This window comes from Novosphingobium sp., assembly GCF_036820275.1.
Taxonomy (GTDB): domain Bacteria; phylum Pseudomonadota; class Alphaproteobacteria; order Sphingomonadales; family Sphingomonadaceae; genus Novosphingobium.
In genome coordinates, this window is the sequence record NZ_DAISLT010000004.1 from 128,280 (window position 1) to 154,395 (window position 26,116).

20 protein-coding genes are annotated in these 26,116 nt (G+C 66.7%); 10 read left to right on the top strand and 10 right to left on the bottom strand.

What is annotated here, in order from left to right:
• Positions 1 to 101 precede the first annotated feature (101 nt).
• Genes V7066_RS04825 through V7066_RS04835 form a run of 3 tightly spaced genes read right to left on the bottom strand, consistent with a single transcriptional unit; the run spans position 102 to position 4,059 of the window.
• On the bottom strand, positions 102 to 1,271 hold the full coding sequence (locus V7066_RS04825; RefSeq protein ID WP_334182112.1) for a glycosyltransferase: 1,170 nt from the start codon (positions 1,269 to 1,271) through the stop codon (positions 102 to 104).
• Positions 1,268 to 2,689, bottom strand: coding sequence for a lipopolysaccharide biosynthesis protein (locus tag V7066_RS04830; RefSeq protein ID WP_334182113.1), 1,422 nt, complete (start codon positions 2,687 to 2,689; stop codon positions 1,268 to 1,270). The genes V7066_RS04825 and V7066_RS04830 overlap by 4 nt, the downstream gene beginning before the upstream one ends.
• Positions 2,686 to 4,059 (bottom strand): O-antigen ligase family protein, encoded by a 1,374-nt coding sequence (locus V7066_RS04835; protein WP_334182114.1) that lies wholly within the window; start codon positions 4,057 to 4,059, stop codon positions 2,686 to 2,688. Before V7066_RS04835 ends, V7066_RS04830 begins: the two co-directional genes overlap by 4 nt.
• Before the next feature lie 281 nt (positions 4,060 to 4,340).
• Between V7066_RS04835 and V7066_RS04840 the strand changes: the two genes are divergently transcribed.
• Complete coding sequence (locus tag V7066_RS04840; protein WP_334182115.1) at positions 4,341 to 5,726, top strand: pectate lyase family protein; 1,386 nt, start codon at positions 4,341 to 4,343, stop codon at positions 5,724 to 5,726.
• The gene (locus V7066_RS04845) at positions 5,723 to 6,925 is read left to right on the top strand and encodes a glycosyltransferase family 4 protein (protein ID WP_334182116.1); all 1,203 of its coding nucleotides are present in this window, start codon (positions 5,723 to 5,725) and stop codon (positions 6,923 to 6,925) included. Before V7066_RS04840 ends, V7066_RS04845 begins: the two co-directional genes overlap by 4 nt.
• A gap of 134 nt (positions 6,926 to 7,059) precedes the next feature.
• Here V7066_RS04845 and V7066_RS04850 read toward each other — a convergent pair whose 3' ends face one another.
• The 5 genes from V7066_RS04850 to V7066_RS04870 all read right to left on the bottom strand — a co-directional run bounded on the left by V7066_RS04850 (position 7,060) and on the right by V7066_RS04870 (position 13,134).
• Positions 7,060 to 8,292 carry an outer membrane beta-barrel protein gene (locus V7066_RS04850; RefSeq protein WP_334182117.1) on the bottom strand — a complete coding sequence of 411 codons (1,233 nt, stop codon included), beginning with the start codon at positions 8,290 to 8,292 and terminating at the stop codon, positions 7,060 to 7,062.
• 4 nt (positions 8,293 to 8,296) lie between these two features.
• Positions 8,297 to 8,899 carry a polysaccharide biosynthesis/export family protein gene (locus tag V7066_RS04855; RefSeq protein ID WP_334182118.1) on the bottom strand — a complete coding sequence of 201 codons (603 nt, stop codon included), beginning with the start codon at positions 8,897 to 8,899 and terminating at the stop codon, positions 8,297 to 8,299.
• Between the two features lie 246 nt (positions 8,900 to 9,145).
• Entirely contained in the window at positions 9,146 to 11,542 is a 2,397-nt protein-coding gene (locus tag V7066_RS04860; RefSeq protein WP_334182119.1) for a TonB-dependent receptor, read from the bottom strand.
• Positions 11,543 to 11,583: 41 nt separating this feature from the next.
• Positions 11,584 to 12,546, bottom strand: a complete 963-nt coding sequence (locus V7066_RS04865; RefSeq protein ID WP_334182120.1) for a FecR family protein — start codon at positions 12,544 to 12,546, stop codon at positions 11,584 to 11,586.
• 48 nt (positions 12,547 to 12,594) lie between these two features.
• Positions 12,595 to 13,134, bottom strand: a complete 540-nt coding sequence (locus tag V7066_RS04870; RefSeq protein WP_334182121.1) for an RNA polymerase sigma factor — start codon at positions 13,132 to 13,134, stop codon at positions 12,595 to 12,597.
• 85 nt (positions 13,135 to 13,219) lie between these two features.
• Between V7066_RS04870 and V7066_RS04875 the strand changes: the two genes are divergently transcribed.
• Positions 13,220 to 13,498 (top strand): hypothetical protein, encoded by a 279-nt coding sequence (locus V7066_RS04875; RefSeq protein ID WP_334182122.1) that lies wholly within the window; start codon positions 13,220 to 13,222, stop codon positions 13,496 to 13,498.
• Between the two features lie 55 nt (positions 13,499 to 13,553).
• Here V7066_RS04875 and V7066_RS04880 read toward each other — a convergent pair whose 3' ends face one another.
• Positions 13,554 to 13,982 carry an organic hydroperoxide resistance protein gene (locus tag V7066_RS04880; protein WP_334182123.1) on the bottom strand — a complete coding sequence of 143 codons (429 nt, stop codon included), beginning with the start codon at positions 13,980 to 13,982 and terminating at the stop codon, positions 13,554 to 13,556.
• Positions 13,983 to 14,094: 112 nt separating this feature from the next.
• Between V7066_RS04880 and V7066_RS04885 the strand changes: the two genes are divergently transcribed.
• The 7 genes from V7066_RS04885 (at position 14,095) to V7066_RS04915 (ending at position 23,399) form a co-directional block, all read left to right on the top strand.
• The gene (locus V7066_RS04885; RefSeq protein ID WP_334182124.1) at positions 14,095 to 14,553 is read left to right on the top strand and encodes a MarR family winged helix-turn-helix transcriptional regulator; all 459 of its coding nucleotides are present in this window, start codon (positions 14,095 to 14,097) and stop codon (positions 14,551 to 14,553) included.
• A 442-nt stretch (positions 14,554 to 14,995) separates the two neighbouring features.
• Positions 14,996 to 15,808: a ferredoxin--NADP reductase gene (locus V7066_RS04890; protein ID WP_334182125.1), complete on the top strand. Its 813-nt coding sequence runs from the start codon at positions 14,996 to 14,998 to the stop codon at positions 15,806 to 15,808.
• Positions 15,809 to 15,901: 93 nt separating this feature from the next.
• Positions 15,902 to 16,513: a TetR/AcrR family transcriptional regulator gene (locus tag V7066_RS04895; RefSeq protein ID WP_334182126.1), complete on the top strand. Its 612-nt coding sequence runs from the start codon at positions 15,902 to 15,904 to the stop codon at positions 16,511 to 16,513.
• 532 nt (positions 16,514 to 17,045) lie between these two features.
• Entirely contained in the window at positions 17,046 to 17,447 is a 402-nt protein-coding gene (locus tag V7066_RS04900; protein WP_334182127.1) for a hypothetical protein, read from the top strand.
• Positions 17,444 to 18,721 carry an efflux RND transporter periplasmic adaptor subunit gene (locus tag V7066_RS04905; RefSeq protein WP_334182128.1) on the top strand — a complete coding sequence of 426 codons (1,278 nt, stop codon included), beginning with the start codon at positions 17,444 to 17,446 and terminating at the stop codon, positions 18,719 to 18,721. The genes V7066_RS04900 and V7066_RS04905 overlap by 4 nt, the downstream gene beginning before the upstream one ends.
• Positions 18,722 to 18,786: 65 nt before the next feature.
• A complete protein-coding gene (locus V7066_RS04910; RefSeq protein ID WP_334182129.1) occupies positions 18,787 to 21,972 on the top strand; it encodes an efflux RND transporter permease subunit in 3,186 nt (1,061 codons plus the stop codon).
• A gap of 17 nt (positions 21,973 to 21,989) precedes the next feature.
• Positions 21,990 to 23,399 (top strand): efflux transporter outer membrane subunit, encoded by a 1,410-nt coding sequence (locus V7066_RS04915; RefSeq protein WP_334182130.1) that lies wholly within the window; start codon positions 21,990 to 21,992, stop codon positions 23,397 to 23,399.
• A gap of 75 nt (positions 23,400 to 23,474) precedes the next feature.
• On the opposite strand, the gene V7066_RS04920 is transcribed toward V7066_RS04915, so the two are convergent.
• Positions 23,475 to 25,916, bottom strand: coding sequence for a TonB-dependent receptor (locus V7066_RS04920; protein ID WP_334182131.1), 2,442 nt, complete (start codon positions 25,914 to 25,916; stop codon positions 23,475 to 23,477).
• Positions 25,917 to 26,116: the final 200 nt, after the last annotated feature.

The window sequence follows — 26,116 nt, forward strand, 5'->3', positions numbered from 1 at the left end:
GGTACGGAGTCGTCCACGCGGGACGGTCTTCATCGTGAACTATGCGGTCAAAGCCTGACCGTGCAAAAAGGTCATCGGGGCCGCGCAGGTCCCAATAGAGACTAGTCCTTTTGGGGGACGCGGCGGCGCAGCAGGGCCGAGTAGAGTTCGAGGTGCCGCGCGGCGGCGTTCTCGATCGTGTACTCGCGGCTGGTCGCCAGCGCCCCGGCCGAAAACTGCCGGTAGAGCGAATTGTCCTGGGTCAGCCGCAGGATGGCCGCGGCCAGCGCCTGGGGCTTGTCGAGCGGGCAGAGCAAGCCGTTCTGGCCCTGCCGCACGAGGCCCCGATTGCCGGAAACGTCGGTGGCGACGACCGGCAGGCCCATGGCCATGGCTTCGAGGATCGCCACCGAAAAGCCCTCGTAATGCGAGGTGTTGAGGTAGAGGTCGCTGCGTTTCAGCAGGTCGGGCACATCGCGCCGCTCGCCGAGGAACTCGACCACATCGTCCAGCTCCAGTTCGCGGACGCGGGCGCGCAGGGCCTCCAGTCCGTCGCCGCCGCCTGCGACGCGCAGGACCGGGGGCGGCGCGGCCTCGCCGGCGCGGTCTCTGAGGACGCGGGCGGTCTCGATCAGCAGCGGATAATTCTTCTGGTCGGAAACGGCGCCGACCGAGAGCACGTTGCAGGGCCGCCGGGCCGCGACGCGCGGGGAGGAGGCCTTGTAGCGCGAGGAAGGCGCGTTCTGGATCAGCGTGAACGGTCTCTTGGACCAGTGCCGGTAGATCCCGGCGGTGTCGTTGCTGATCGCGACATAGTGGTGGACCACCCGGTCCAGCGCGGAGAACAGCGCCGGGGGGAAGCTCAGGCGGCTGTTGTGATAGGTGAAGACGATCGGCCCGGAAAAGCCGCTGAAGGCCAGCATCGCCACGGCGCGCACGGTATGGGCGTGAACCACGTCGGGCCGGGCCTCGGCCAGATGGCGGCGCAGGGCCAGCACGCCCGGAAGGAGGCGGCGGCGACGGGTGAGGCGCATCGATTCGAAGCGGCAGCCGCTCTGCGCGATCTGGTCGATCAGTTCGCCTTCCATCTCCGGCGAATTGCCCAGCATCGGCGCATCGCAGAGGGCGAGTATGGTTCCTCGCGCGCCCTTGGCGGCAAAGGCGGTGGTGAGATTGGTAACGAGGACTTCCGCGCCGCCGGAGGTCAGGCTGGTGATGATCGAACTGACCTTGAGCGGCTGCGGCGGCTCGGTATCGCTGGGGAAGGCATCGATCGGGGAATGGACCGTCATGACTCGGTCTCCATGGCGTAGGTGCCGTTGGCGGGAGCCGGTTCGTGCGCGGCGCGGCGCAAGTTGCGCCAGAACGCCAAGTCGAGCAGGATCACCGTCGCCAGCCCGAAGGCGATATGGGCGTAGTTGGCACCCAGAGCGCCGTAGCGGGGGATCAGCAGGAAGGCTGCCGTGAAGAATGCGGCGGTCGAGGCGGAGCTGGCGGCGAGCACGTAGGTCGGCCGGTTCATCGCCAGCAGCGCCGCGCGCGCCGGGGTCGCGTGGAGCGTCAGCAGCACCGCGAAGAGCTGGACGAGCAGGAGCTGGTAGCTGTCGGCGAAGCCGGGGCCGAACACCAGCTCAATCGCGGGCCTGCCGATCAGCCAGCAGGCTCCCACCGCCGCAAGCGCGATCCCCGCGAGCGAGAGTTGCAGGATCGAGACCAGCTGCCCCATCGCACCGGGTCCGACTTTGCTCCAGAGGCGCGCGAGGTCGGGGTAGATCACCGTCTGGATCATGTCCCCTGCGGTCTGCGCCACTTTGGCGATGCGGCGGGAGAGATAGTAGAGACCGGCGGCGGTGGCGCCCGCGAACGTGCTGACCAGCAGGGTATCCATCTCGTGCGTCATCGTGCGCAGCGTGGAGGAAAGGTTGGTCGAGATCGCGAAGCGCATGAAGCCCGGAAACCGGCCCGGCAGATCGCGCCAGTCGGCCTTGAGCGGGCTGGGAATGCCGGTTTCGGCCAAGGCGCGGAAGCCGAGCAGGTTGAACAGGGCGGAGTCGAAGATCTGGCTGACGGTCCAGACCAGCACGAACCAGATCAGTCCGCCGCCCAGCGCATAGAGCAGTACCGAAAGCGCGAAGCGGGCGACGAACGAGGCGAGCTGGACATAGGCGAGAATGCGGAACTTGCCCGCGAGGCGCAGCGCGGCGCTGGCCATGCCGCGCGGGTTGCAGGCGATGGCGCAGGCATAGATGGCGACGAGGTGGACATTGCCGCGGCCGATGCCGATCAGGTCTCCCGCCAGCCAGGCCACCAGCACGCTCATCACCGCGGCGACGAGGGCGCTGGCCACGTCGAGCAGCAGCCCATAGGCATAGAGCGAGGACATCCGGCCGACGTCGCCGTTCTCTTCCTCCACGGCGACGAAGCGCACCAGCGGCTGCCACGATTCGAAGCGGATCAGCCGCTCGCAGACGCGCCCGATCGCGAGGACGACGGCAAGGATGCCGAACTGCTCCTGCCCCAGCGCGCGGGTGGCGATGGCGAGGCTCGCCATCATGATCATCACGCCGCCGAAATTGCCCGAGAGCAGGTGGCCGATATTGACGAGATGCGGCCGCAGCATCTCGCTGCCGCGCCAGCGGGCGAACTGCCGGGACAGGAAGGAAGCCTCGCTGTGCACGGCGACCTCGCTTGCGCTTTCGATGGGGGTCATCCTGCTTCCGAAGTCCGTTCTGGTTCCGAGGGTTCGGCTTGGCTGCGCCAGGCCGGGCGCCGTGTCATGGAAAGGGTGGCGGCTCCGGCTCCGGCGCTCGCCAGCGCGAACATCAGCATCGGCGGGCCGTTCCACATCCGCGCGAACATGTGCGGCAGCGACATCGCGTAAAGGAAGAACACGCCAAGCAGCGCCAGCGCGCAGACCCCGTCGGTGCGACTTCGCCCGGCGATGGAGGTGCCGTGCACGAACATCGCCGCGAACATCAGGCACAGGCCGAGGAAGGAGACCACGCCGCCTTCATTGAGCACCAGCAGGTAGAGCTGGTGGACCGGCATCCCATAGGCGCTGGCCTTGCGGTAGCCGTCGCTGCCGAGGCCGATCAGCAGGTTGTCGCCCGACATCTGCCAGGCTTCCTCGATCAGCACCGAGCGGCCGACGAACGTGCCCGCCTTGGTCGGGTCGCCGGAGACCACCGCGTCGCCCACCCGCTGCTCGAACACCGCAGGGACCGGGCCGCCGAGACCGACATAGGCGCCGACCACCAGCAGCACCGGCAGGGCGATCGTAATGACCGTGCGGATGCGCGAGAGAGCGAGGATGAAGCCGATCGACAGGATCGTCGTGGCAAAGGCGGTGAAGCTGGCGGAATAGACCATCCCGGCGACGATCACCAGCGCCAGCGGTACGGCGACGAACGGGCGCAGCCGCCTCTCGATCACCGCATGGAGCAGGAAGATCAGCGCGAAGACGCAGACCGCGCCGTTCGAATTGGGCTCTCCGGTGAAGGCGCCCAGGCGGCCATTGCCGGTAACCACGTACTTGTTGACGTACTGGTTTATCATGTCGCGGCTGAACAGGTTGACCAGCGCGATGCCCACCGCCTGCGACACTGCGACGCCCCAGACATAGGCGAGCGCGGCCTTGCGCAGCATGGGTAGCGTGCAGTTGACCAGCACCATCGGGATCAGCAGTAGCGCGAAGGCATATTGTCCGGCGACCACCGGCCAGCGGGTGAAGTCGCCGTGCATCGTGGAGCCGACCAGCATGCCGCCCAGCAGCATCACGATGCCGCCGACCCAGAGTACCGACATCCGCCCCATCATCCGCGCGTTCAGCCCGCGCGAGACCAGCATGAGCAGGGTGCAGACGATCAGGATCATGTCCGACATCGTCAGGTTGGCATTGGGAAGGCGCCCCACCTGCCACCAGCTCAGGAAGAAGGCGGCGGCGGGCAGTAGCACGCCGATCGCGCGATCATAGGGCGAGGCCGACTCGCGCGCCGCAGGGAGCGCCGAAGCGTTAACAGGCCGCCAGGATGCGGATTGCTGCGTCCCGTCGTCGGGTAGCTGGGTCAGGATAGCGGCCATGCCAGCGATCATGGGCCAGTGAATCGCCCCAAGGCAAAGGCCAGTCCGGACAATAAGGGAGCGCATAGATGTTAGCGCAAAAGGGGGAGGCGGCCTGCCGGGCTAAGTCCAAATGGTAACTTGTGCGTGGGGGGCGGGAGGACCACGTTGCCGTCCTTGCATGGCTCTGCGTGGGGGCAGCGTTCGAGATTCCAGGTCCGCGATCGTCGTTTCCCCGCGATCTCCAGGGCATTCGGGAACCGCGCCGGAGGGTTTCGTCCCTAAACGGCAGGAGAAACGGCATGACGGCGGTGAGACTCAGGAAGAAACTCCCTCTGCGCACAATCCTGGTCCTGACGGCCGCGGGCGTGGCCGTTGCGGCCGTCGTGCTCGGCATCGCGGGGCCGACGAGCGAGGAAGTCATGGCGGCGGCCCCGGTGGTGAAAGTCCCGAGCGGCAAGAAGTCCTTCCCCGCCGCCGTCGGTTACGGGGCGACGAGCGTGGGCGGTCGCGGCGGGCGGATCATCTATGTCACCACGCTGGCCGACTCCGGCGCCGGTTCCTACCGCGCCTGCGTGACGGCCACCGGCCCTCGCGTCTGCGTGTTCCGGGTCAGCGGGGTGATCCGCTTCACCCAGCGTCCGCCCTGGATCATGTCGCCCTATCTGACGATCGCCGGGCAGACCGCGCCGGGCAGCGGCATCACGCTGGCCCATGGCGGCGGCAAGAACGGCCTGACGCCGCTGGTCATCAAGGATACCCACGATGTCGTCGTGCGCGGCATCCGCGTCCGCAACGACCGCGTCGGCGGCAACCGCGAGGCGGAGGACAGCATCACCATCGAGAAGAGCAGCCGCGTGGTGATCGACCATGTCAGCGCCTCCTGGGCGCGCGACGAGCTGATCAACGGCTATGACGACAACGACGAGATCACCATCAGCAACTCGATCTTCGCCTGGGGCATCCCCAAGCACGACAAGTGCGCGCTGCTGGCCAGCGATCCGGTGGACAAGCAGAAGCTGAGCTTCATCGGCAATCTCTGCGCCCATAACGGAGACCGCAACCCCGACATCAACTTCCCCAAGGGTTCCTGTGTCGAGGTGATCAACAACGTGCTCTACAATGCCCAGTCGGAATTCGCCGAGGTATGGGAGAGCTACGGCGGCAGCCCGGTCTCGATCGTCGGCAACAGCTTCATCGCCGGAACCAACACCAATACCCAGAGCCGAGGTGTCGCCCGCGAGACACAAGGGGCCACCGGAACCGCTTCGATCTATCTCTGGGACAATGCCTTCGACGGCAATTTCAAGCACGTCAGCCCCGAAGTGGTGCCCGCCCAGATCCAGCAGGCACCGTGCCCGCTGACGGTCCAGCCGATGAGCGCATCTGCGGCCTATGCCTCGGTTCTCGCGCGTGCCGGGGCCTTCCCGCGCGACGGCATCGACAAGGCGGCGGTGGCCGACGTCAAGAACCGCACCGGACGCATCGGCGAACCCGTTCCGGCGATCCCGACACCGACTTCCGGCACGCCTTACGTCGATAACGACAAGGACGGCATGGACGATGCCTGGGAACGCGCCAACGGTCTCGACCCTACCCGCAACGACGCCTGGGGCGACGCCAACGGCAACGGGATCGAGAATTTCGAGGAATTCCTCAGCTATCGCGAGAAAGGGTTCGGTCTTTGAGCAGCCTTGCAGCCCCGCTTGAGCGGGAAATCACGGCACCGGGCACGAGAACCGAAGTGCGAAGCCGTCCCTTGCGCATCTGCTTTCCCTTCGCGGGGGACGAACTTGGCGGCAGCCACGTTTCCGCGCGGGGGTTGATGGAAGGCCTCGATCCGGGGCGCTACCAGTTGATGGTCGTGCCGGAAATGCCGGGCGGCACGATCGCGGGATTCTTCTCGGCATTCGCGCAAGTGCCCGACCCGGCGCCGCCCGCACGGTCTTTCGTGCCGGGCGCACGGTTCGGCTTCGGCAAGGCGCTGCGCGCGCTGGCAGGCGTGCCGCGCCGCGTGCGCTTCCTGCGCGAGAACGCGATCGACTTGGTGCACAGCAACGACGGGCGCAGCCATGCGGGCTGGGCACTGGCGGCGCGGCTGGCCGGGGCGAAGCTGGTCTGGCACCATCGCGGCGACCCCGACGCGCGCGGGCTGCGCTACGCGGCGCCGCTGCTGGCGAGCCGGATCTTCACCGTTTCCCGCTTCTCCCTGCCCCGGGGCGGCAGCAGCGCGGCGAAAGCCGCGCAAGTCGTCTATAGCCCCTTCGACACCAGCGTCACGGCCGACTGGGCGACGATGCGCCGCACCCTGATCGAGGAACTCGGCTGCGCCCCCGATGCGGTGATTTGCGGCTGGTTCGGCAATTTCGTACAGCGCAAGCGCCCGCTCGAATTCGTCGAGACGGTCGAGCGGCTGGGCGTCTTGCTGGACAGGCCGGTGGTCGGCCTGATGTTCGGCGATCCGCGCAATACCGAGGTCGGCGATGCCCTGCCGGAGCGGATTTCGCGGATCTCGGGGAACGCGCGGGTTCACATGATGGGTTACCGCGCGCCGGGTCACGAATGGCTGGCGGGCTGCGACCTGTTGCTCGTTCCCGCCGCGCGCGAACCGCTGGGTCGTACGCTGGTAGAGGCGATGCTGGTCGGCACTCCGGTCGTCGCCACCGATTCCGGCGGCAACCCCGAAGCGCTGGAGGGGGGCTGCGGCGTGCTCTGCCCGCTGGACGACCCCGCGGCCATGGCCCATGCCGCCGCCGACCTGCTCGCCGATCCCGAACGGCTCGATGCGATCCGGACCCGCGCGCGCAGCGAGGCCCGCCGCCGTTTCTCGCGCGAGAATCACATCCGCCAGGTCACCGCCGTCTACGAGGAACTGGCGCGGGGGTGAGGAATTTCCGCCGTTCTTTCCGCACCATCGCTTCACCAGGCGCGCAACGGCGAACTCAGGGCTGGGACGAAAGAGGGGATGGCCGGTCTAATGTCCGGCCATCCCCTGCTTGCTTGGCAATCCCGCCTGCCTGGTCAGAACCGCATACGGAACGAGGCGCCGACTTTGGCCCGATCGAATTCGAGCGTCGGATCGTCGCTGGTGCGCTTGCCGTAGTTGGCATAGGCCGCGACCGACATTCGACGCGAGAAGATATATTCGATCTCGCCCGAGACCGTCGGCGTCTGTTCCTTGACGCCGGAGCCGTTGTAGCGGCTGCGGCGATAGCCGCCGCCCACGGTGGCGTAGAGATTGTGGCGGATCTCCTGCTGGACCGAGAGCTTGACCGTGGTGTCGGTTCGCGACTGGGCGCCGCTGCGGAAGGTTGCGACATCGCCGTTGAAGGCGTCCAGCATGAAGGCCGTGCGCTGGCGCGGGCGATAGGTCACGCTGCCTGAGACCGAAAGGCCGGTGCGGCTTTTCGCAAGGCTGTCTTCCGGCACGAAGCGGAACATACCGGCCGAAAGATTGCCTTCCAGCACACCGCCCGGTTCGAATTCCACGCCGACGCGGCCGCCCCAGGTGGTGGTGTTGCGCTTGCTGCCGCTCGGCGTCCGCTCGAGGCGGAAGTCGCGCTTGGCCACGAAGGCGCTGGCGGTCACGAACGTGATTCCCGTGACGCGCCAGCCCACCGTGGCGACGCCGTTCAGGCCGGTGAAGTCGCGGTTGGCGTCGGCGGCGGACAGGGCATCGTACTTGGTGGCATTGCCCTGGAGGTCGAACAGCAGGCGCCGGGTCATGTGGCGGAACCGCAAGTCCACGCCGAGGCTGTCGATCTCGCGCGGACCGGAATTCGGGTCCTGTCGCGATTCCGGGCTGCCGCGTTCCTCGACCGCGCGCTGGTAGAAGGCGCGGCCGGTCACCGAGGTCGTCGTTTCCGGAGACCAGCGCAGCGAGCCGTCGAGCACCCAGGCCTCGGTGTTCTCGGTCTTGAGGTCGGCGAAGCGCCGGATCGTCGCCGAACCGTGCGCCTGCGCGCTGAGCGGCCCGGGCGCCGTGGCGATCTGCACTTCCGGCGTCAGTTCCAGGTGCACGTCGTCGCGGGCATTGCTCGGCGTGGCATAGACGTTGGTGTCGTATTCCACCCGTGCCTCGCCGCCGAGGCTCACATTGAGCGAGCCGAGGTGCATCGGCAGGTCCTTGTACTCCGGATCGTTGGGATAGACCGCAGAAGCGGTCGAGCCGATGTCGCGCGCCTGGGCCAGGGCCTGCTGCGGGACAGCGAGCAGGAACGGAACTGGCGCGGCCAGTGCGATGGCACTCCGCATGGCCTCAGAACCACCGCTCGTAGACGCGGATCCGGTCGCCCGGCAGGACCGTGGCGAACTCGTCGGCCTTGGAGGTCACGTCCTTGCCGTTCACGATGCGGGTCACGGCGACCTTGCCGGTCTGGGCGCGATAGGTATAGCCACCTGCCGCCGAGATGGCCGCCAGCACCGTCATGCCCTGGCGATACTCGAACTGGCCGGGCTTGTTGACTTCACCGACGACATAGAAGGGCCGCAGTTCCACCGGCCCGACGTTTACCACCGGATCTCCGGTCATGATCCCCTGCCGCAGCAGCGAGGCGGCGATGCCCTGCTCGATCTCGCGATAGGTCATCCCGACGACATCGATCTGCTTGATATAGGGCAGCGAGATCGCCCCGCTGTCCTCGACGATATAGTCGCCGTTGGCGCTTTGCAGATCCTGCACCACGATGTGGAGCTTGTCGCCCGCACCCACCCGGTAGTTTCCTGCCGGAGCGGATGCGAGCGTGGGCATCGATGCGGTGGGCGACGAACAGCCGCCAAGCATCGATGTCGAAACCAGTGCTGCCGTCAGCGCTGCCGCCGACAGGCACGACGTAAACCGCCGCTTGAGTCCCTGTGACATTCCGGGTGCCCTCCCTTGTATCGTACCCCTGAACCGGGGCCGCGGGCGCCGCGTCTATCTTTGCGCGGCGCGGCGCCCGTCGAGCCACCGGCAGAAAAGGTGGCCTAAAATACGCCGGAATGCCTTGGTTATTAAGTGTTATTCGCGGGGCTACTCGGGCGAGAACGGCTAATCCTCGTGGGTCGGGGATTAAATTTTTGCAAGCCGGAGGGCACTACTTAGGCGTAAGCGGGGAAGGGATCGGTTCTAGAACCGCGCGTCGAGTCCCACGCGCACGGTGCGCGGACGCAGCGGTGTGACTTGCTCGCGCCCGGTGCTGAACGGGGTGCCGAGCGAGAAGCGGTTGCCCTGCACGTCGGCGAGGTTGGTCACGCTGAGGGTGACGCCGTAGCTTGCAGTGCCGAGCCGCATGTCGAAGCCGCTGTCGAAATAGTTGCCTTGTGGTGCGCCGAGTTCGGGGCCGATACCGAGACGCGAGCGGCCGATGTAATTGGCCCAGGCATTGGCATTCAGCGTCCAGTCCGCGCTGACTTCATGGGTCCAGGCCAGCGCCGAGTGCCCCGCGAACCGGGCGATGTTCGGCACCTGCATGCCGCGCGTGGAGACATAGCGCAGCACGTCCGCCCGCGAGAGCGTCGCCGCTGCAAGGCCGACCGGCGCCAGCACGTATTGCACCAGCGCTGCCGAAGGCTCGTCCACCTTGCTCTCGTTCCAGGTCGCGCCGAGTTCCACCCGCAGGCCCGGTGCCAGCAGCACGCCGCCGGAAATGCTGGCGGACCAGACGCGTCCGTCGCCGATATTGGCGGTGCTGGGCAGGCCGGAGCCGTCGATGAAGTCGGCCTGGATGTCCTGCCAGCGGGTATAGGACAGGCTCAGTGCAAGGTCGAAAGGCGTCGCACCGGCGCGGCCGTGGCGGGCGCCCATTTCGAAAGTGCCGGTGCGGTCGCTCTGGAAGCGGCGCACCACGTTGCTCTCGATCGCGAAGCCGCCGGGGCGGAAGCCTTCCTGATAGCGGAGGTACAGCGAGTCTTCCGGCGAGAACCGGGCATTCAGCGCGAAGGAAGGCAGGAACCGGTTCATCGTGCGCCGCGCGGTCACGCCGGATGTGGAAAGGAATGCGGCGGCGGCTGGGGCAATATCCTCGCCGTCGCCGCCGAGGCGCGAGCGGGTGAAGCGGCCGCCGCCGGTCGCGGTGAGCGGTCCCATGAGGTGCAGGCTCGCCTCGCCGTAGAGCGTGAATTCGTCGATCGTGTTGCGCACCCCGGTCGCCGCCTTGCGCATGTCGAACAGGGGGGTGGAGAAATCGCGGTTCAGGACCGTGCGATTGTGGGTGTAGCTGGCGCCGAGCAGCCAGCCGAAGCCGTGGCGCTCGCTCTGCCACACCCGCGTCTCGTGCACGATCATCCGCGTGTCGTTGGTCTGCGAGAACAGGCGCGGTTCGCCGCCCGTTTCGCTGGCGTCGTAATGCTCGTGGAGGTCCTGCGCGACCACGCCGGTCGTCGAGCGCAGGTTGACGTCGCCGATCCGCCCGGAAACGACGAATTGGCCGAGGGCATAGTCCGCCTTCGACCCTTCCGGCACGCGCGCCGAGCTTTCCAGCGGCTGGCCGTTCCGGTCCGCGTACTGGCTGTCGTCCGCCTCGGTGCTCTGGGCGAGGGCGATCACGTCGATCGTCCAGTCCGGCGCGATTCGGGCGCGCAGGGCGAGCTTGCCGCCGAGCATGTTTGAGCGGTTGACGTTGCTGCGGCCGAGCAGGGGCTTGTCGATGTAGCCGCCATAAGTGGCGCTGTCGAAGGTGGCGCGCAGGGCCACGCTTTCGCCCGCTACCGGCAGGTTGACGGTGGCGCTGGCATCCGCGCCGGGCGCGCCGTGTTGTGTCAGCGAGCCGCCGAGGATCACCGTGCCGCCGGTCTCGCCCATGACCGGGGCATTGGGCACGAGGCGGATGATTCCGCCCAGCGATCCGGCGCCGTAAAGCGTGCCTTGCGGGCCTTCCAGCACTTCCACGCGGGCGAGGTCCGACAGCCGCAGGTCCGGGTCCGGCGCATTGTAGGTCAGCCGCATGTCGCCGAGGTACTGGCCCACCGTGGCCTGGGTCGGGCCGGTGAAGCTGGAATCGGCGATGCCGCGGATGAAGAGCTTGTTTCGGCCGCTGCCGAGATGGGTCGAGGAGACGGTCGCGAGTTGGCGGGTGATCTTCTCGGTGCCGCCGACGCCGCCCGTTTCCAACGCCTTGCCGTCGAGGATCGCGAGCTGGCCGGGCACATCCTCGATGCGGAGGTCGCGCTTGGTGGCCTGGACGACGATGGGTTCGCTGTGGGTCTCGATCGGCGGGCGCGGGGCTGCGGGTCGGGGCGTCTCGCGGGTGGGACGCGCGAGCGGCGCCGAAGGGCGTGCGGCTTCGAGGCGCCAGGCCGCCCGCCCGACCGGCACCGCGCGCGCGCCGGCCGCGCGGGCCAGACGGTTCAGCGCCTCAGCCACGTCCATGCGCCCGCGCAGCGCCGGGATCGTGCGCCGGGCAATTGTCGAATCGGCGATGACGATGCTGGTGCCGGTCTGCCGGGCGAGGTCGACGACGGCCTCGCTCGCGGTGCCCGCACGTGTGGCGACTTCCGCCTCGCGGGCGAGGACGGGAAGAGGCATGGCCGCGACGGCCGCCAGAAGCCACGCCGCACCTCTCATGTTCAGGGCACGCCGATCACCCAGCGGTTTCCGTCTTCGCGCACCTTCACGCCGAGCAGCGGCCCGAGCGCGGCAGGATCGTCGCGCAGCGGAGCGACCAGCAGCGAGCCGGAGACCTTGCGGTCCGTGCTGCCCGGCGCGACGGCATAGGCCACGCCGGTCGCGCGGGCGAGGTCGGCGGCGACGGCTTCCAGCGGCGTATCCTCGAAGGTGACGCGTCCCTCGCGCCATTCGCCGACCTGGGCGGGTGCGATCTTGCCGAGCGTGTAGTCCCCGGCCTTGCCGTGCCGCCGGAGCACTTCGCCGGGGGCAATGCGCAAGTCCTGCGCCTTGGGATTGAACTGCACCGCGCCTTCCGACACCGCCACGCTGAGGTCTTCGCCGTCGTGGCGCACGTCGAACACGGTGCCGACGTCGACCAGCGTGTCCTCGCCCACGGTGACGCGGAAGGGATGCGCCTCGTCATGGCGGACGGTGAAGAGCGCCTGTCCGCTTTCCAGCCGGGCAAAGCGGGGGTCCTTGCGGTCGAACTCCATGGCGGTGCCGCCCGCGAGGTCCACCCGCGTCTGCGTGTCGAGCGCGACGGTGCGGACCTGCCCCGGTGCGGTCTCGATCCGGTAGAGATCACGGCTGCCCGCCTGCCAGACCCAGAGGCCGCCCACGAGCACGAGCGAGGCGGCGATGGCGCCGCCCAGCCATGCGCGGCGCGGACGGCGGGGCGCGGCAGCCATGGTCGCCGGCTGCGCATCGTCGTTGGCGGGCGCTGCCGAGCCGATCAGTTCGGCGCCGTCGGCCACGGCGGCGGCTACGGTGTCATAGGCGCGGGAATGAGCGGGGTTTTCGTCGAGCCAATGCGTGAAGCCTTCCCAGTCCTCGAAGGCCGGGTCGCCGACGCGTAGCGCCCAGTCGAGCGCAGCGGCATTAATGCCGAGCGCTTCGCCCCTGATCTTGTCGTCATCACTCATCGCGCGCTCCTTCTGCGGCGAAGACGGAGACGATCGGCCCAGGCCTCATCATAGGGCCTCATCGCTGCGTTCCTTCCATTGGGCGAGCGCCCGATAGGCAACGCGCAAGTCGCTTTCCACCGTGCTGAGACTGATGCCGAGTTCCACGGCGACCTGCTTCTGCGGCAGGCCGTCGATCCGGTGGCGCCGGAAGATCGCCGAGACGCGCGGGCCGAGGCTCTCGAGCAGCGAGAGCACGTGCCCGGCTTCCTGCGCGGCGGAAAGGCGGCGTTCGGCGGAGGGTTCGGGGGAGGCACCGGCTTCGTCCGCATGGGCCTCGGTCCAGTCTCGCTCACGCGTGCCGGACTGGCGGGCGGAGCGGAATCGGTCGATCATCAGCAGGTCGGCGGTGCGGAACAGGTAGGACAGCGGCGCGGCGACCGGGCCGGGGGTGCTGCGCGAGATCTTCAGCCAGACTTCCTGGACCAGGTCTTCCGCCGCATCCCCGGCACCGCGGGCGCGCAGGAAGTGCAGCAGCTTGTCCCGATTCTCGAGAAAAGTCGCTTCAAGGCCCGATCGGGAGGAGGAAGGCGGCGCGGTAGGAGGCATCGTGGCGTTTCGCGGGGACAGATAGACTGTCCGCAGCCTCGGGGAAAGTCTTTGCCCTCATGTCCTTCGACGGAAAGAGAAGGGCGTGTCAGCGTGCGCTTTGGGCAGCGGCGCGGGACTGCATGGCGCGGTCAGTGAAGAGAGCGATCGCGGCCATGGCGCCGCCGGTCAGGCCCGCTGTTCCCATGGCGATGATGACTGGTTGGGCGGCGTCGGCAAGGCGGGTGGCGCGATCGTGGATGGGATTGAAGAAGCGGACATGGCGGGGGGCTTTCGAATGCGTTGCTGGGCTGGCCTCTTCTTCCTCTTTTCCAGGCTTTCCGGGAATTGGGATAAGTTGATCCGGTTTGTTCCAGATAGTTGAAATGTCATGCCGGGGAGGGGCGCTCCCCGGCAGACACGACGGGACCTGAAGTCGCTCAGGCGACGGCGAGCGTCACCGAGATATTGCCGCGCACGGCGTGGCTGTAGGGGCAGATGGTGTCGGCTTCGGCAACCAGCGCTTCGGCGGCTTCGCGCTCGACGCCGGGCAGGGTGATGCGCAGTTCGACGGTCAGGCCGAAACCCTTGTCGCTGCGCGGACCGATGCCGACGGTGGCATTGACCGTGGTGTCGGCGGGAACGCGGGGCAGGGCCTTGTCCTGGCTGGCGGCGAACTTCATCGCGCCGAGGAAGCAGGCCGCGTAGCCCGAGGCGAAGAGCTGTTCCGGATTGTTGCCCTGGTCGTTGCCGCCGAGTTCCTTGGGGGTGCCCAAGGTCACTTCGAAAGCGCCGTCATCGGTGCGGGCCTTGCCGTCGCGGCCGCCGGTTGCCGTGGCGCTGGTCTTGTAGAGCGGATTGATCGACATCGTGGTTCTCCATTTAGATCGTCAGTGATTAAATCGTGTGCGATCTAAATGTATGAGTCGTGATTGGATGTCAAGCGTTGCGATTCAATCGCGCGCGATTTATATTGCGGGCATGACTCAGACCCATCCTTCGCAGCCGGAAGCTGATCTCGACCCCTTCGAGGATTTCCTGTGCTTTTCGGTCTATTCCACCGGCCTTGCCTTCAACCGCATCTACAAGCCTCTGCTCGACCGGCTCGGCCTGACCTACCTGCAATACCTCGCGATCCTCGGGCTGGCGCAGCAGGACGGCCAGACGGTGAGCGAACTGGGCGAGAAGCTGTTCCTCGAATCGAATACGCTGACGCCGCTGCTCAAACGGCTGGAAGCGGCCGGGCTGGTCGAGCGGCGCCGTTCCATGGAGGACGAGCGGGTGGTGCGGATCACTCTGACCGACAAGGGCCGCGAAACCGCCGCCGAAGCGCGCTGTGTACCGGGCGAACTGGTAGAGGCGACCGGCGTTTCGCTGGATCGCATCGCCGAGCTGAACCGGGAATTGAAGGCTTTGCGCCGCCAGTTGCGCGGCGGCTGACCGTGCGTTTCGGCGCGATATATGCTATTGCGATACGATAGCAATAAGGCTAGTCGCGGTGTCATGGCTTTTCCGCGGTCCTCCTTGCCGTCCCTCCGGGGCCTTGCCGCACCGCCGGGTCCTTCCTGGTCTCTGTGCCGAAGTCTGGCTTTCGGCGATGCAAATGCAATTGCGTTGCATGCCGGCGGTTCGAGGCTATCAGGCGGATACTTCAAGCTCATGGACCGTTTCGGAACCTCCCGGCACCGGGCGCCAGAGACCGCTCTTGCGCCTGAGACTGCTTCTGCTATGCGCGCCGGGTGTGTCGATGTCGCTCGGGGCGATGCCGGTTCTGCCGAAAACCCCGCCGAAACGATCGACTCACGGGTTTCGCGCCTGTTTGGGCCGATACGTGAGCCCAGATACTTGAGCTTTACCACTTTACCACCCGAGGAATGAATTGATGAGCGACGGTCAGGCCGTGATGCCCACTCTTGAACCCACGACGGCCCTTTCGGTCGAAGAAGTTCTCAGCGTCCGCCACTGGAACGAGCACCTGTTCAGCTTCACGATGTCGCGCCCGGCCTCGTTCCGCTTCCGCTCGGGCGAGTTCGTCATGCTCGGTCTTCAGGGCGAGAAGCGCCCGCTGCTGCGCGCCTATTCGATCGCCAGCCCCTCCTGGGCCGAGGAAATCGAGTTCCTCTCGATCAAGGTGCCGGACGGTCCGCTGACCTCGCGCCTCCAGCTCGTCCAGCCGGGCGACCAGATCTATCTCGGCCGCAAGCCCACCGGCACGCTCGTCACCGACGCGCTGCTGCCCGGCAAGCGTCTCTTCATGCTCTCGACCGGCACCGGCCTTGCGCCGTTCATGTCGCTGATCCGCGACCCGGACGTCTATGATCTCTATGACGAGATCATCGTCGTCCACTGCGTCCGCCGCGTCAGCGACCTTGCCTACCGCGAGGAACTGGAAAGCCAGCTGGCCGAAGATCCGCTGGTCGCCGAGCAGGCGCTGGTGCAGCTTCACTACGTGCCCACCGTCACCCGCGAGCCGTTCCACACGACCGGCCGCATTGGCGCGCTGGTCGAAAACGGCCGTCTGTTCGAAGGTCTGAAGGGCGATGCGCGCTTCAACCCGGAGACCGACCGCGTGATGCTCTGCGGCTCGATGGACATGATCAAGGACTTCTCGCACGACCTCGAATCCTGGGGCTTCACTGAGGGTTCGAACGCCAAGCCGGGCGATTTCGTGATCGAACGCGCTTTCGTCGGCTAACGGCAATAGCGGCACCTGTTGCGTGTCACGCTCGGTTTGTGATCGAGCGTGACACTTTACGGACAGGAGCACGCTACCTATATACCGACCGGTATGAAATGTTCCGCTCCCACATCGACTCGGGGTCGCCCGCGCGAGTTCGACCCTGAAGAGGCCCTGACGGCTGCGCTTCGGGTGTTCTGGCAGCGCGGCTACGAAGGCGCGTCAATGGCGGAGCTGACCGAGGCGATGGGCATCACCAAGCCCAGCCTCTACGCCTGCTTCGGCAACAAGGAAGCGCTCTTCAAGAAGGCGCTCGACCTCTATGAGCGGGACAAGCTGGCCTATGTCGGCAAGGCGCTGGAAGCGCCCACCGCCCGCGGTGTCGCCGAACGGCTGCTGACCGGTGCGATCTCGACTCACTGTGGCGGCAGCGATCCGCACGGCTGCCTCGGCGTCATGTCCACCGTGACCTGCACGATGGAAGACCCCTCGATCCGCGATTTCGTGACCGAGCGTCGGATCGCCACCGAGGATGCCCTGATCGAGCGTTTCGAGCGCGGCAAGGACGAGGGCGATCTCCCCGAGAGCGTCGATCCTCGCTGTCTGGCACAATGCCTGACCACGGTGCTTCAGGGCATGTCGGTCAAGGCCCAGGGCGGCTCCTGCGCGCAGGAGCTGAAGGGCGTCGTCGACACTTACCTGACGATGTGGCCGGGGCGCTGAGCGCTTCGAGGCTGGGCTAGGCTTTCCAACCTCCCGCCATGCCATCCTGAAACAAGTTCAGGATGGCGTCGGTCGAGGGGGGATGGGTCTCTCTCTGAGGCAGCCTGTCTCACAACCCGTTCGGCAAACCACAAAAATCCCGTTCAACCGGCGTTAAGCCCCTTGAAAACGGCGGTTTCGAACAAATCTTACCAAGCGGTACAGAAAGTCGCTTGACGAGATACCGCACCGCAATATATACCAAGTGGTACAGAACGAGGTAGCCCGACTCGCCGCTTGAGGGAGTGACGGGGCCGAGTTCGCCAGGGTCCGGTCAACCGGACCTCCCTTGGTGCCGCCTGTCCCCCACAGGCGTCTCCTGAGACTACGAACCTGTGCAGTAGGCGTTTTCGGAAGTGCGATTCCGGGAAGTGTCCTTCTGCGCCCCAAGACTTTCCGACGCCCCTTGCGCCGGAACACCCCGGCGCGCGCCCCTCCTTCCCCCTCCTGTCCCGAGGGCGCGCGCCGGGCAATTTTCCAGGGAGCACACAACATGGCCTTCATCGACTTCACCGATGCGGCGCTCCAGGCGCTGCCCGCTCTTCGTACCGTTCCCGAGACGCCTTCTCTTGCCGTTTCCGAGCCTCTGTCGCGCTTCGAGCGCAGGATCGTCGAACTGGCTCGGGAGGACGGCCTCGATACGCTCAAGCCGCAGCGCAAGCGCGGCTGGTTCGCCCGCCTGATCTTCGGCCCGCAGCCGCCTTCGCCGATGCTCGCCAACGAGCAGCTCGAAGCGCTGCGCCGCCTGGCCGTGCAGGCCTGGCACCATGGCTACACGCTGCCGGCTTCCGTCATGAAGGAAGCCCGCGTGGCCGGCCACAGCGAGGCCAAGATCGGTGCCGTCATCGACTTTATCGGGCGCGCCCGCGCCCCGTTCCGGAGGCTTGCCGCGTGAATTTCCCCGTATCCCCAGAAACCCTTGCGAAAGTCGAGGCGGAGGCCGAACTGCCCCGCACTCGTCCGAAAAGGGGGCGTCAGGCCGCCGTTGCCGCCATCGCGCTGATCGCGGTGGCGGGTATCGGCTGGAAGACCTTCCACCATGCCGAAGCCGACGCGGCGCCGATGGCGCCTGCCGTCGTCCAGGCCGCCAATCCGCTGATCCGCGACGTGACCGAATGGGACGACTATGTCGGCCGCTTCGCCCCCAGCAAGTCGGTGGAAGTGCGTCCGCGCGTCTCCGGCGCGATCACGCAGTTGTTCTTCAAGGACGGCGATTTCGTCCGCGAGGGGCAGCCGCTGTTCACCGTCGATCCGCGCCCCTACCGCGCCTCGCTCGCCGAAGCGCAGGCCGAAGTGGCCTCCGCCCAGAGCGCGCTCGTCCTCGCGAAATCCGACTATGCCCGCGTCGCCGGGCTCAAGGGTGACGAGGCCATGGCCGCCAGCGAAGTCGACCAGCTTCGCGCCAAGGTCCGCGCCGCCACTGCCGCGCTGGCAGGGGCCGAGGCTCGCGTGCGCCAGCGCGCGCTCGACGTCGAGTTCGCCACCGTGCGCGCGCCGATCTCGGGCCGCATTTCGGATCGCCGCGTGGACGTGGGCAACCTCGTCTCGGGCGAGAACGGCACCGGCGCCACGCTGCTGACCACGATCAACGCCGTCAGCCCGATCTACTTCACCTTCGATGCCTCCGAAGCGCTGTTCCTCAAGACCCAGCGCGAAAAGGCCGAGCACAAGGATGCCGCCAACGTCCAGGTCCGTCTTCAGGACGAGACTCAGTACCGCTGGAACGGCAAGCTGGACTTCACCGACAACGGCCTCGACCCGCGTTCCGGCACGATCCGCGTGCGCGCTGTGCTCGACAATGCCGACGGCTTCCTGACGCCGGGCATGTTCGGCAACATGCGCCTTGCGGAAGGCGGCACGGTCAAGGCCATGCTGGTGCCCGACGATGCGATCCAGTCCGACCAGGCGCGCAAGGTCGTCCTGACGGTTGGGCAGGACGGCGTGGTCGCGGCCAAGCCGGTCGAACTCGGCCCGCTGGTGGACGGCCTGCGGGTGATCCGCTCGGGCCTTGCGCCCACGGACCGCGTCGTCATCTCCAACTACCAGGCCGCGATTGCCGGGGCCAAGGTCAATACCCGTCGCGGCCAGATCGCGGCGGACCCCAAGGCGGCTCACGCTGTCTCCGGTCCCAGCGCGCCCGTTGCCGCGCAGGCCACGCTCGCCAACTGACATTCACCCAACCGGGGGGCGGCGCTCGATCTGAGTGACCGCTCCCCCCAGAGGGGCCTATTCCCATGCGATTTTCCCGGTTCTTCATCGACCGGCCGATCTTCGCAGGCGTCATCGCGGTGCTTATCACCGTGGTGGGCGCGCTTGCGTTCTTCGGCTTGCCGGTCAGCCAATATCCCGACATCGTCCCCCCGACGGTGACGGTGACCGCCCAATATCCCGGCGCTTCCGCCGAAACCGTCGCCGACACCGTGGCCGCTCCGATCGAGCAGGAAATCAACGGCGTCGACGACATGCTCTACATGTCCTCGCAGTCCACCGGCGACGGCAAGGTGACGATCACCGTCACCTTCAAGATCGGCACGGACCTCGATGCCGCGCAGGTTCTCGTGCAGAACCGCGTCGCCATTGCCGAACCGCGTCTTCCCGACGCCGTGCGCGCGATGGGCGTGGTGACGCGCAAGACTTCGCCCGAGTTCCTGATGGTCGTGAACCTGCAGTCACCGGACGGCACGTTCAACCGCGACTACCTGTCGAACTACGCCCTCACGCAGGTCAAGGACCGCCTCTCGCGCCTGAACGGCGTGGGCGACGTGCAGCTGTTCGGCTCGCGCGACTACGGCATGCGCATCTGGATCGATCCCACCAAGGCTGCCGCCATGAACCTGACGGCGGGCGAGATCGTTGCCGCGCTCAAGGCCCAGAACGTGCAGGTCTCCTCGGGTGCGATCGGCGCGCCGCCTTACGATCGCGGCAACGCGTACCAGGTCGGCGTCGAGATGCAGGGCCGCCTGACCACGCCGGAGCAGTTCGGCGATATCGTCGTGCGCACCGATGCCGAAGGCCGCCAGGTCCGCGTGCGCGACGTGGCGCGTGTCGAACTGGGCGCGCAGGACTACACCACCAACACCTATCTCTCGGGCAAGCCCACGGTCGTGATCGCCGTGCTCCAGCGCCCGGGCTCGAACGCGCTCGATGCCGCCAAGGCCGTGCGCGCCGAGATGGATGACGTTGCCACGCACTTCCCCAAGGGCCTGGAATACTCCGTCATCTACAACCCCACCGAGTTCATCGGCCAGTCGATCGACGCGGTGTACCACACCCTGTTCGAGGCGGTGATTCTCGTCGTCCTCGTCATTCTCGTCTTCCTCCAGAACTGGCGCGCGGCGGTGATTCCGATCATCGCGATCCCCGTGTCGCTGGTCGGCACCGCGATCATGCTGGCGGCGGTCGGCTACTCGCTCAACAACCTCTCGCTGTTCGGGCTGGTGCTTGCCATCGGCATCGTCGTCGACGACGCCATCGTCGTGGTCGAGAACGTGGAACGCTACATCGAGGAGGGCATGTCTCCGCTGGAGGCAGCCCGCCGTTCGATGGACGAAGTGACCGGCGCCCTGATCGCCATCGTGCTGGTGCTCTGCGCGGTCTTCGTGCCGACGCTGTTCATCACCGGCATGTCGGGCCAGTTCTACAAGCAGTTCGCGGTGACCATCACCACGGCCACGGCGATCTCGCTGTTGCTCTCGCTCACGCTGTCCCCGGCGCTTGCGGCGATGCTGCTGAAGGAAAAGCACGGCCTTCCCGCCAATGCCCCGCGCTGGAAGCGGGCGCTGCAAGGCGCGGCGGACAAGTTCAACCGCGGTTTCGACCGCATGAGCGACGGTTATGCCCGCCTCACGCTGACCCTGGTGAAACGCCCGGTGAAGATGATGGCGACGTATGCCGGACTCATCGCCGCTACCATCGGCATGTTCTGGGCGACGCCCGCGGGCTTCATCCCCAACCAGGACCAAGGCTACTTCCTCGCCGCGATCTTCCTGCCGCCGGGCTCCTCGCTCAACCGCACGGACGAAGTGACGCAGGAAGTCGCCAAGCGCATCCTGCCGGTGAAGGGCCTGCGCGGCGCGGTGATGTTCGCCGGCTTCCACGGTCCTTCGCAGACCGCCGCGCCGGACGCCGCCGCCATCTACTTCCCGTTCAAGAGCTTCGAGGAGCGCAAGCAACTCGGCGTGACCTATGAAGGGATCATGGCCCAGGCACAGGCCGCGATGCAGGGCTACGACAAGGCGCAGGTCCTGCTGATTCCGCCGCCGACCATCAACGGCATCGTCCCCCCGGGCGGCTACCGCATGGTCGTGGAGGACAAGGAAGGTCGCGGTCTGACCGAGCTTCAGAAGGCCGCCGGCGCGCTGATCGCCAAGGCCAACCAGGCCCCCGAACTGAGCCAGGTCTATACCCTGTTCACGATGAACACGCCGCGCGTCTATGCCGATGTCGATCGCCGCAAGGCCGACATGCTGGGCGTTTCCCCCGCCAAGGTCTTCGAGGCGATGCAGGTCTATCTCGGATCGTCCTACATCAACGATTTCAACCTGTTGGGACGCACTTATCGCGTCACCGCGCAGGCCGATGCCGAGCATCGCGGATCGACGGCGGACATCGCCAACCTCCAGACCCGCTCGGATTCGGGCGCGATGGTTCCGGTCGGCTCGGTCGCGACCTTCAAGGACGAGACCGGACCCTACCGCGTGGTGCGCTACAACCTGCACCCGGCGGTCGAAATCGACGGCAGCTACGGCAAGGGCTACTCCTCGGGCCAGTCGCTGGCGACGATGGAGAAGATCGCGGGCGAAACCCTGCCCACCGGTTACGACACCGAATGGACCGGCATCGCCTACCAGCAGGCCCATGCGGGCAATACCGCCGGAATCGTGTTCGGCATGGCGGTGCTGTTCGTCTTCCTCGTGCTCGCCGCGCAGTACGAGAGCCTGACCCTGCCGCTGTCGATCATCCTGATCGTGCCGATGTGCCTCTTCGCGGCGATGGTCGGCGTGAACCTCCGGGGGATGGACAACAACATCCTCACCCAGATCGGCCTCGTCGTGCTGATCGCGCTGGCTGCCAAGAACGCGATCCTCGTGGTCGAGTTCGCCAAGCAGGCCGAAGAGGAGCGGGGCTACTCGCCGGTGGAAGCAGCCGTCTATGCGGCCCGCACCCGCCTGCGCCCGATCCTGATGACCTCGTTCGCCTTCATCCTCGGCGCGGTGCCGCTGGTCGTGGCAACGGGAGCAGGCGCCGAGCTTCGCCAGGCGCTGGGTACGGCGGTGTTCTTCGGCATGACCGGCGTTACCGGCTTCGGCCTGCTGTTCACGCCCACCTTCTACGTCGTCTGCCGCAAGCTCGCGGCGGCGCTTCGCCGGAAACCGGCAGCGCCGCACCACGAGAGCCACGCGGTGGTCCCGGCGGAATGAAAGGACGGATGATGTCCATGAATATCAAGAACATGGTCGCGGGACTTCTCACCGCGACCGCCCTCTCGGCCTGCGCCGTCGGACCCGACTATGTCGCGCCGACGCCGCCGGTCCAGGCCGGGGCGCCCTTCGTGGGCGTCCAGACTGCCGAAGTCACCGCCGCTGCACCCGACGACAGCTGGTGGCGGCTTTACAGCGACCCGGTGCTCGACGGCCTCGTCGCCGACGCGCTGGCGGCCAATACCGATGTGCGGGTGGCCGTGGCGCGGATCGAGAAGGCGCGCGCCAGCCTGCGCGGTTCGCGTTCGGACCGCCTGCCGCAGACCGACATCAGCGCCACCGGCACGTACGGCCGGGTTTCCGAGGCGCAGGTTCTTCCAGGTTTCGACCGGGAAGGGCGCCGCGTCGACGGACAGCTGGCGGTCAGCTACGAACTCGATCTGTTCGGCCGCGTCTCGCGCGGGGTTGAGGCCTCGCGCGCCGATCTTGCCGCCGCGCAGGAGGATGCCGACGCGGTGCGGGTGACGGTCGTGGCAGACACCGTGCGGGCCTATGTCGATGCCACCAGCGCCGCCGACCAGCTCGGCGTCGCCCAGCGCACGGTGGACCTGCTCGACCGTTCGGCGCGGATCACCAATGCCCGTTTCGAACGCGGCCTCAACCAGAAGCTCGACGTGATTCGCGTGACCCAGCTTCGCGAGCAGCAGGCGGCGGCCATTCCCAGCCTTCAGGCAGCCCGCGACGCAGCGCTGTTCCGTCTCGCGACGCTGACCGGCCGCACGCCGCAGGACCTGCCTGAGGCGGCGCGCACCCGCACGACGACGCCCGACGTCAGCAAGCCGATCCCGGTCGGCGACGGCGCCACCCTGCTGGCGCGCCGTCCCGACGTGAAGGCGGCCGAACGCCGTCTCGCTGCGGACACGGCCCGCGTCGGCGTGGCGACGGCGGATCTCTATCCGAAGATCACGCTGGGCGGCTCGATCGGCACGACGGCGGTCGGCGCTACCGATATCCTCGGCGGCGGACCGCTGCGCTGGCTGCTCGGACCGATGATTTCCTGGGCCTTCCCCAATCAGGAAGCGATCCGCGCGCGCATCGGTGGCGCCAAGGCCGATGCCAAGGCCGACCTCGCGACGTTCGACGGCACCGTGCTGCGCGCGCTGGAAGAGACCGAGACGGCGCTTTCGGCCTATCGCAATGCGCTGCTGCGCAAGGAGCGTCTGGCCTCGGCGCGCGATGCGGCGGAGCGGGCAGCCAATGTCAGCCTGGCGCGCGAGAGCAGGGGGCAGATCGATTCGCTCGACGTGCTCGACGCCCAGCGGACGCTGGCCCAGTCCGAGGCCGACTATGCGGCGGCCACCCGGGCCGTGGCCTTCGCGCAAGTGGACCTGTTCCGGGCGCTCGGCGGAAGCTGGCAGCAGACCTGACCGGCAGGACGCAAAAACGAGAAGGGGCGGCAAGGTCAGACCTTGCCGCCCCTTTCTTGCATCCGCCGAATGCGATCAGCGCGAGCCGAAAGCGTAGCGGATGTTGATGCCGAACTCGCGCGGGGCGGTGGTCGTCACGCCGGTATAGGTGCTCGTCGAAGTGGCGGCGGTCGGTCCGGTGAACACCGGACGGCCGGTGGCCGGATCGAACTGCCCGGCGAAACCAAGCTGCTGATAGGCGGTGAACAGCGGGTTGGTGCGGGTGAGCGTCTTCGTGGTCTCGAACACGTTCTTGGCATAGAGTCCGATTTCCCAGGCCCCGTCGTCCGAGCGCAGCCCAGCGAAGAGGTTGACCAGCGCATAGCCGCCCACATCGTCCCAGGCATTGCCGGGGTCGCCCTGGGACTTGCCGGTATAGGTGAGCAGGCCGCGCAGATAGGCATTGGTCTTGTCGAACACCGGGAACGAGTATTCGCTCTGCACCGTGGCAGAGAAGGGCGCCATGAACGAGGCCCGCTGCGAGACGTTGCAGGCGGCGATATTGTTCGCGCCGACGGCGGCCTGGAGTTCGGCGAGCGACGGTGCCGTCGTCGTCGCATCCGGGATGCCGTCACCGTTGAGGTCGTTGCAGGGCACGGTGCCGCCCTTGATCTTGCCCAGCGAGTAGCTGGCCGAGGCGTTCAGGCTCCAGTTCGGGGTGATGTCGAAGGAAACGTCGCCTTCCACACCGTTGACCTCGACCGGGACGGCACCGGCGAAGTTGAAGTTATTGACCTGCTGCGCCAGCCCGGTCACCGCGCCGCTCGCATTGCGCAGGGCGACGGTGTTCACATAGAACACGCCCGAACCCGGCACGCGGTAGGGATAGTTCTTGAACTTCTGGTGATAGCCGGTGAGGTTGAAGCGCATCCGGCCGTCCATCAGCGTGGACTTGAGGCCGATCTCATAGGATTTCGAGGTTTCGGCCGGCAGGTGCAGGAACGAGTTTTCCAGCGCCGAAGGCGTGATGTTGAAGTCACCCACGACGTTGATGCCCGGACGCCAGGAGCTGCCCGTCGCCGCATAGATCATCAGGTCCGGCGTGAAGTTGTGCTTGATGGAGCCGCTGTAGATCCATTTCTTCGCCGTCTGGGCATTGTTCGTTATCGCGGTGCCGTTGACGAACAACTGGCTCTCGTCCTTGTAGTCGATGTGGCGGGCGCCGCCCGAGATCTCGGTGGAAGGGCCGATATGGACGGTCAGGTTGCCGAAGATCGACTGCTCGTGGGTGCGCCCCTGGCTGGTGATCGGCGTCTGCACGATCTGCGCGATCCCGCCGCCGAAGGCCGTGGGCAGGGCGACGATGGTCGGATTGGTGAGGTCGGTATGCGGCCGGTTGCGGCTGTCGAAGAAGCCGACGACATAGTCGACCATATCGAACAGGCGTTCCTCGTTCTGCAGGCGGATTTCATGCGACTTCGAGGTTGAGCGCGTGTCGGTGGTCTGGTTGACGTCGCCCGCGAAGGCATTGCCCTTGTCGAAGTTCTCGGTCGAATGGATCTTCTGGGTATAGTACTGGCCCTGATAGATCAGGCGCTGGCCCCAGCCGCTGGCTTCCGCCCGCCAGTTGTAGACATCGAAGACCTGGCGGATGTGGCGCGGGCTCTCGTAGTTCGAAAGGCGATCCTTCGAGGAAATGTAGACCGGGCTCGGCGCGGCGTCGGGATTCACTTCCGAGAACGAGGCGATCTGGTCGTAGCTGCGCTGGTCGCGGTCAAGGCGCTGGTACGTGCCTTCGAAGCGGAGCCAGTCGGTCGGCGTGACGAGAGCGGAAATGCGGCCGCTCTTGGTGCGCGACCAGGGATCGCGGTTCTTGTAGATCGAGCGGACGCGGTCCACCTCGTTCTCGTCCCAGACGCCGGCGGCGCGGATAGCCGCAATGCCCTCGATAACCGGGATGTTCAGCGCGCCCTTGACGTTCTGCGTGCCGATGTCGTTGGCGGTCATGTCGATCGCGCCGCCCCAGGAATAGAGGTCGGGCTTCTTGGTGGTGACGGTGATCGAGCCTGATGGCGAGGCGCGGCCGCGCAGGGTGCCCTGGGGACCGCGCTGCACTTCGATCTGGCCGATGTCGTACATCTGCTGGAGCACGACGCCGGCGGTGATCGGCGCGTCGTTCATGTAGAATTCGACGGTGGGGTTGTTGCCGCTGGCGTTCACGTCGAAGTTGACGCCGCGCATCTTGGCGTTGCCGCCGATGCCGTTGGCGTTGGTATCGAGCTGAAGACCCGGTGCGAGCGTCGAGACTTCCTTGAAGTCGCGCAAGTTGAGCTTGCCGATCTCGTCCGCAGTGACGGTGTCGATGACGGCGGGAACGTCCTGCACGTCTTCGTCACGGCGGCGGGCCTGGACAATGATGACGTTGGTCTCGTTCGCCGAAACGGCATCGGGCTGTTCCTGCGCCAAGGCAACCGATCCCGGACCGCAGATACCCGACAGCCCCGCCGAACACAGCAACAGCCGCTTGAACGCACGCATAAACTCTCCCTCCAGGTTTTCTTTGCTTTTGTTGCGCTGGAGGGTGCTGGGGGAGGGTGTCGATTGTCAAATGAAATGGGTTCATTTTCGGTAAACTACGGCATGGCGTTATTTGAACACTCGCCCAAAATTCGGTCAAGGTTCTGGAAAGGCGCGATTCGCAGAAAATTCCGATATCTGTCGCAGAACAAAAAAGGGGC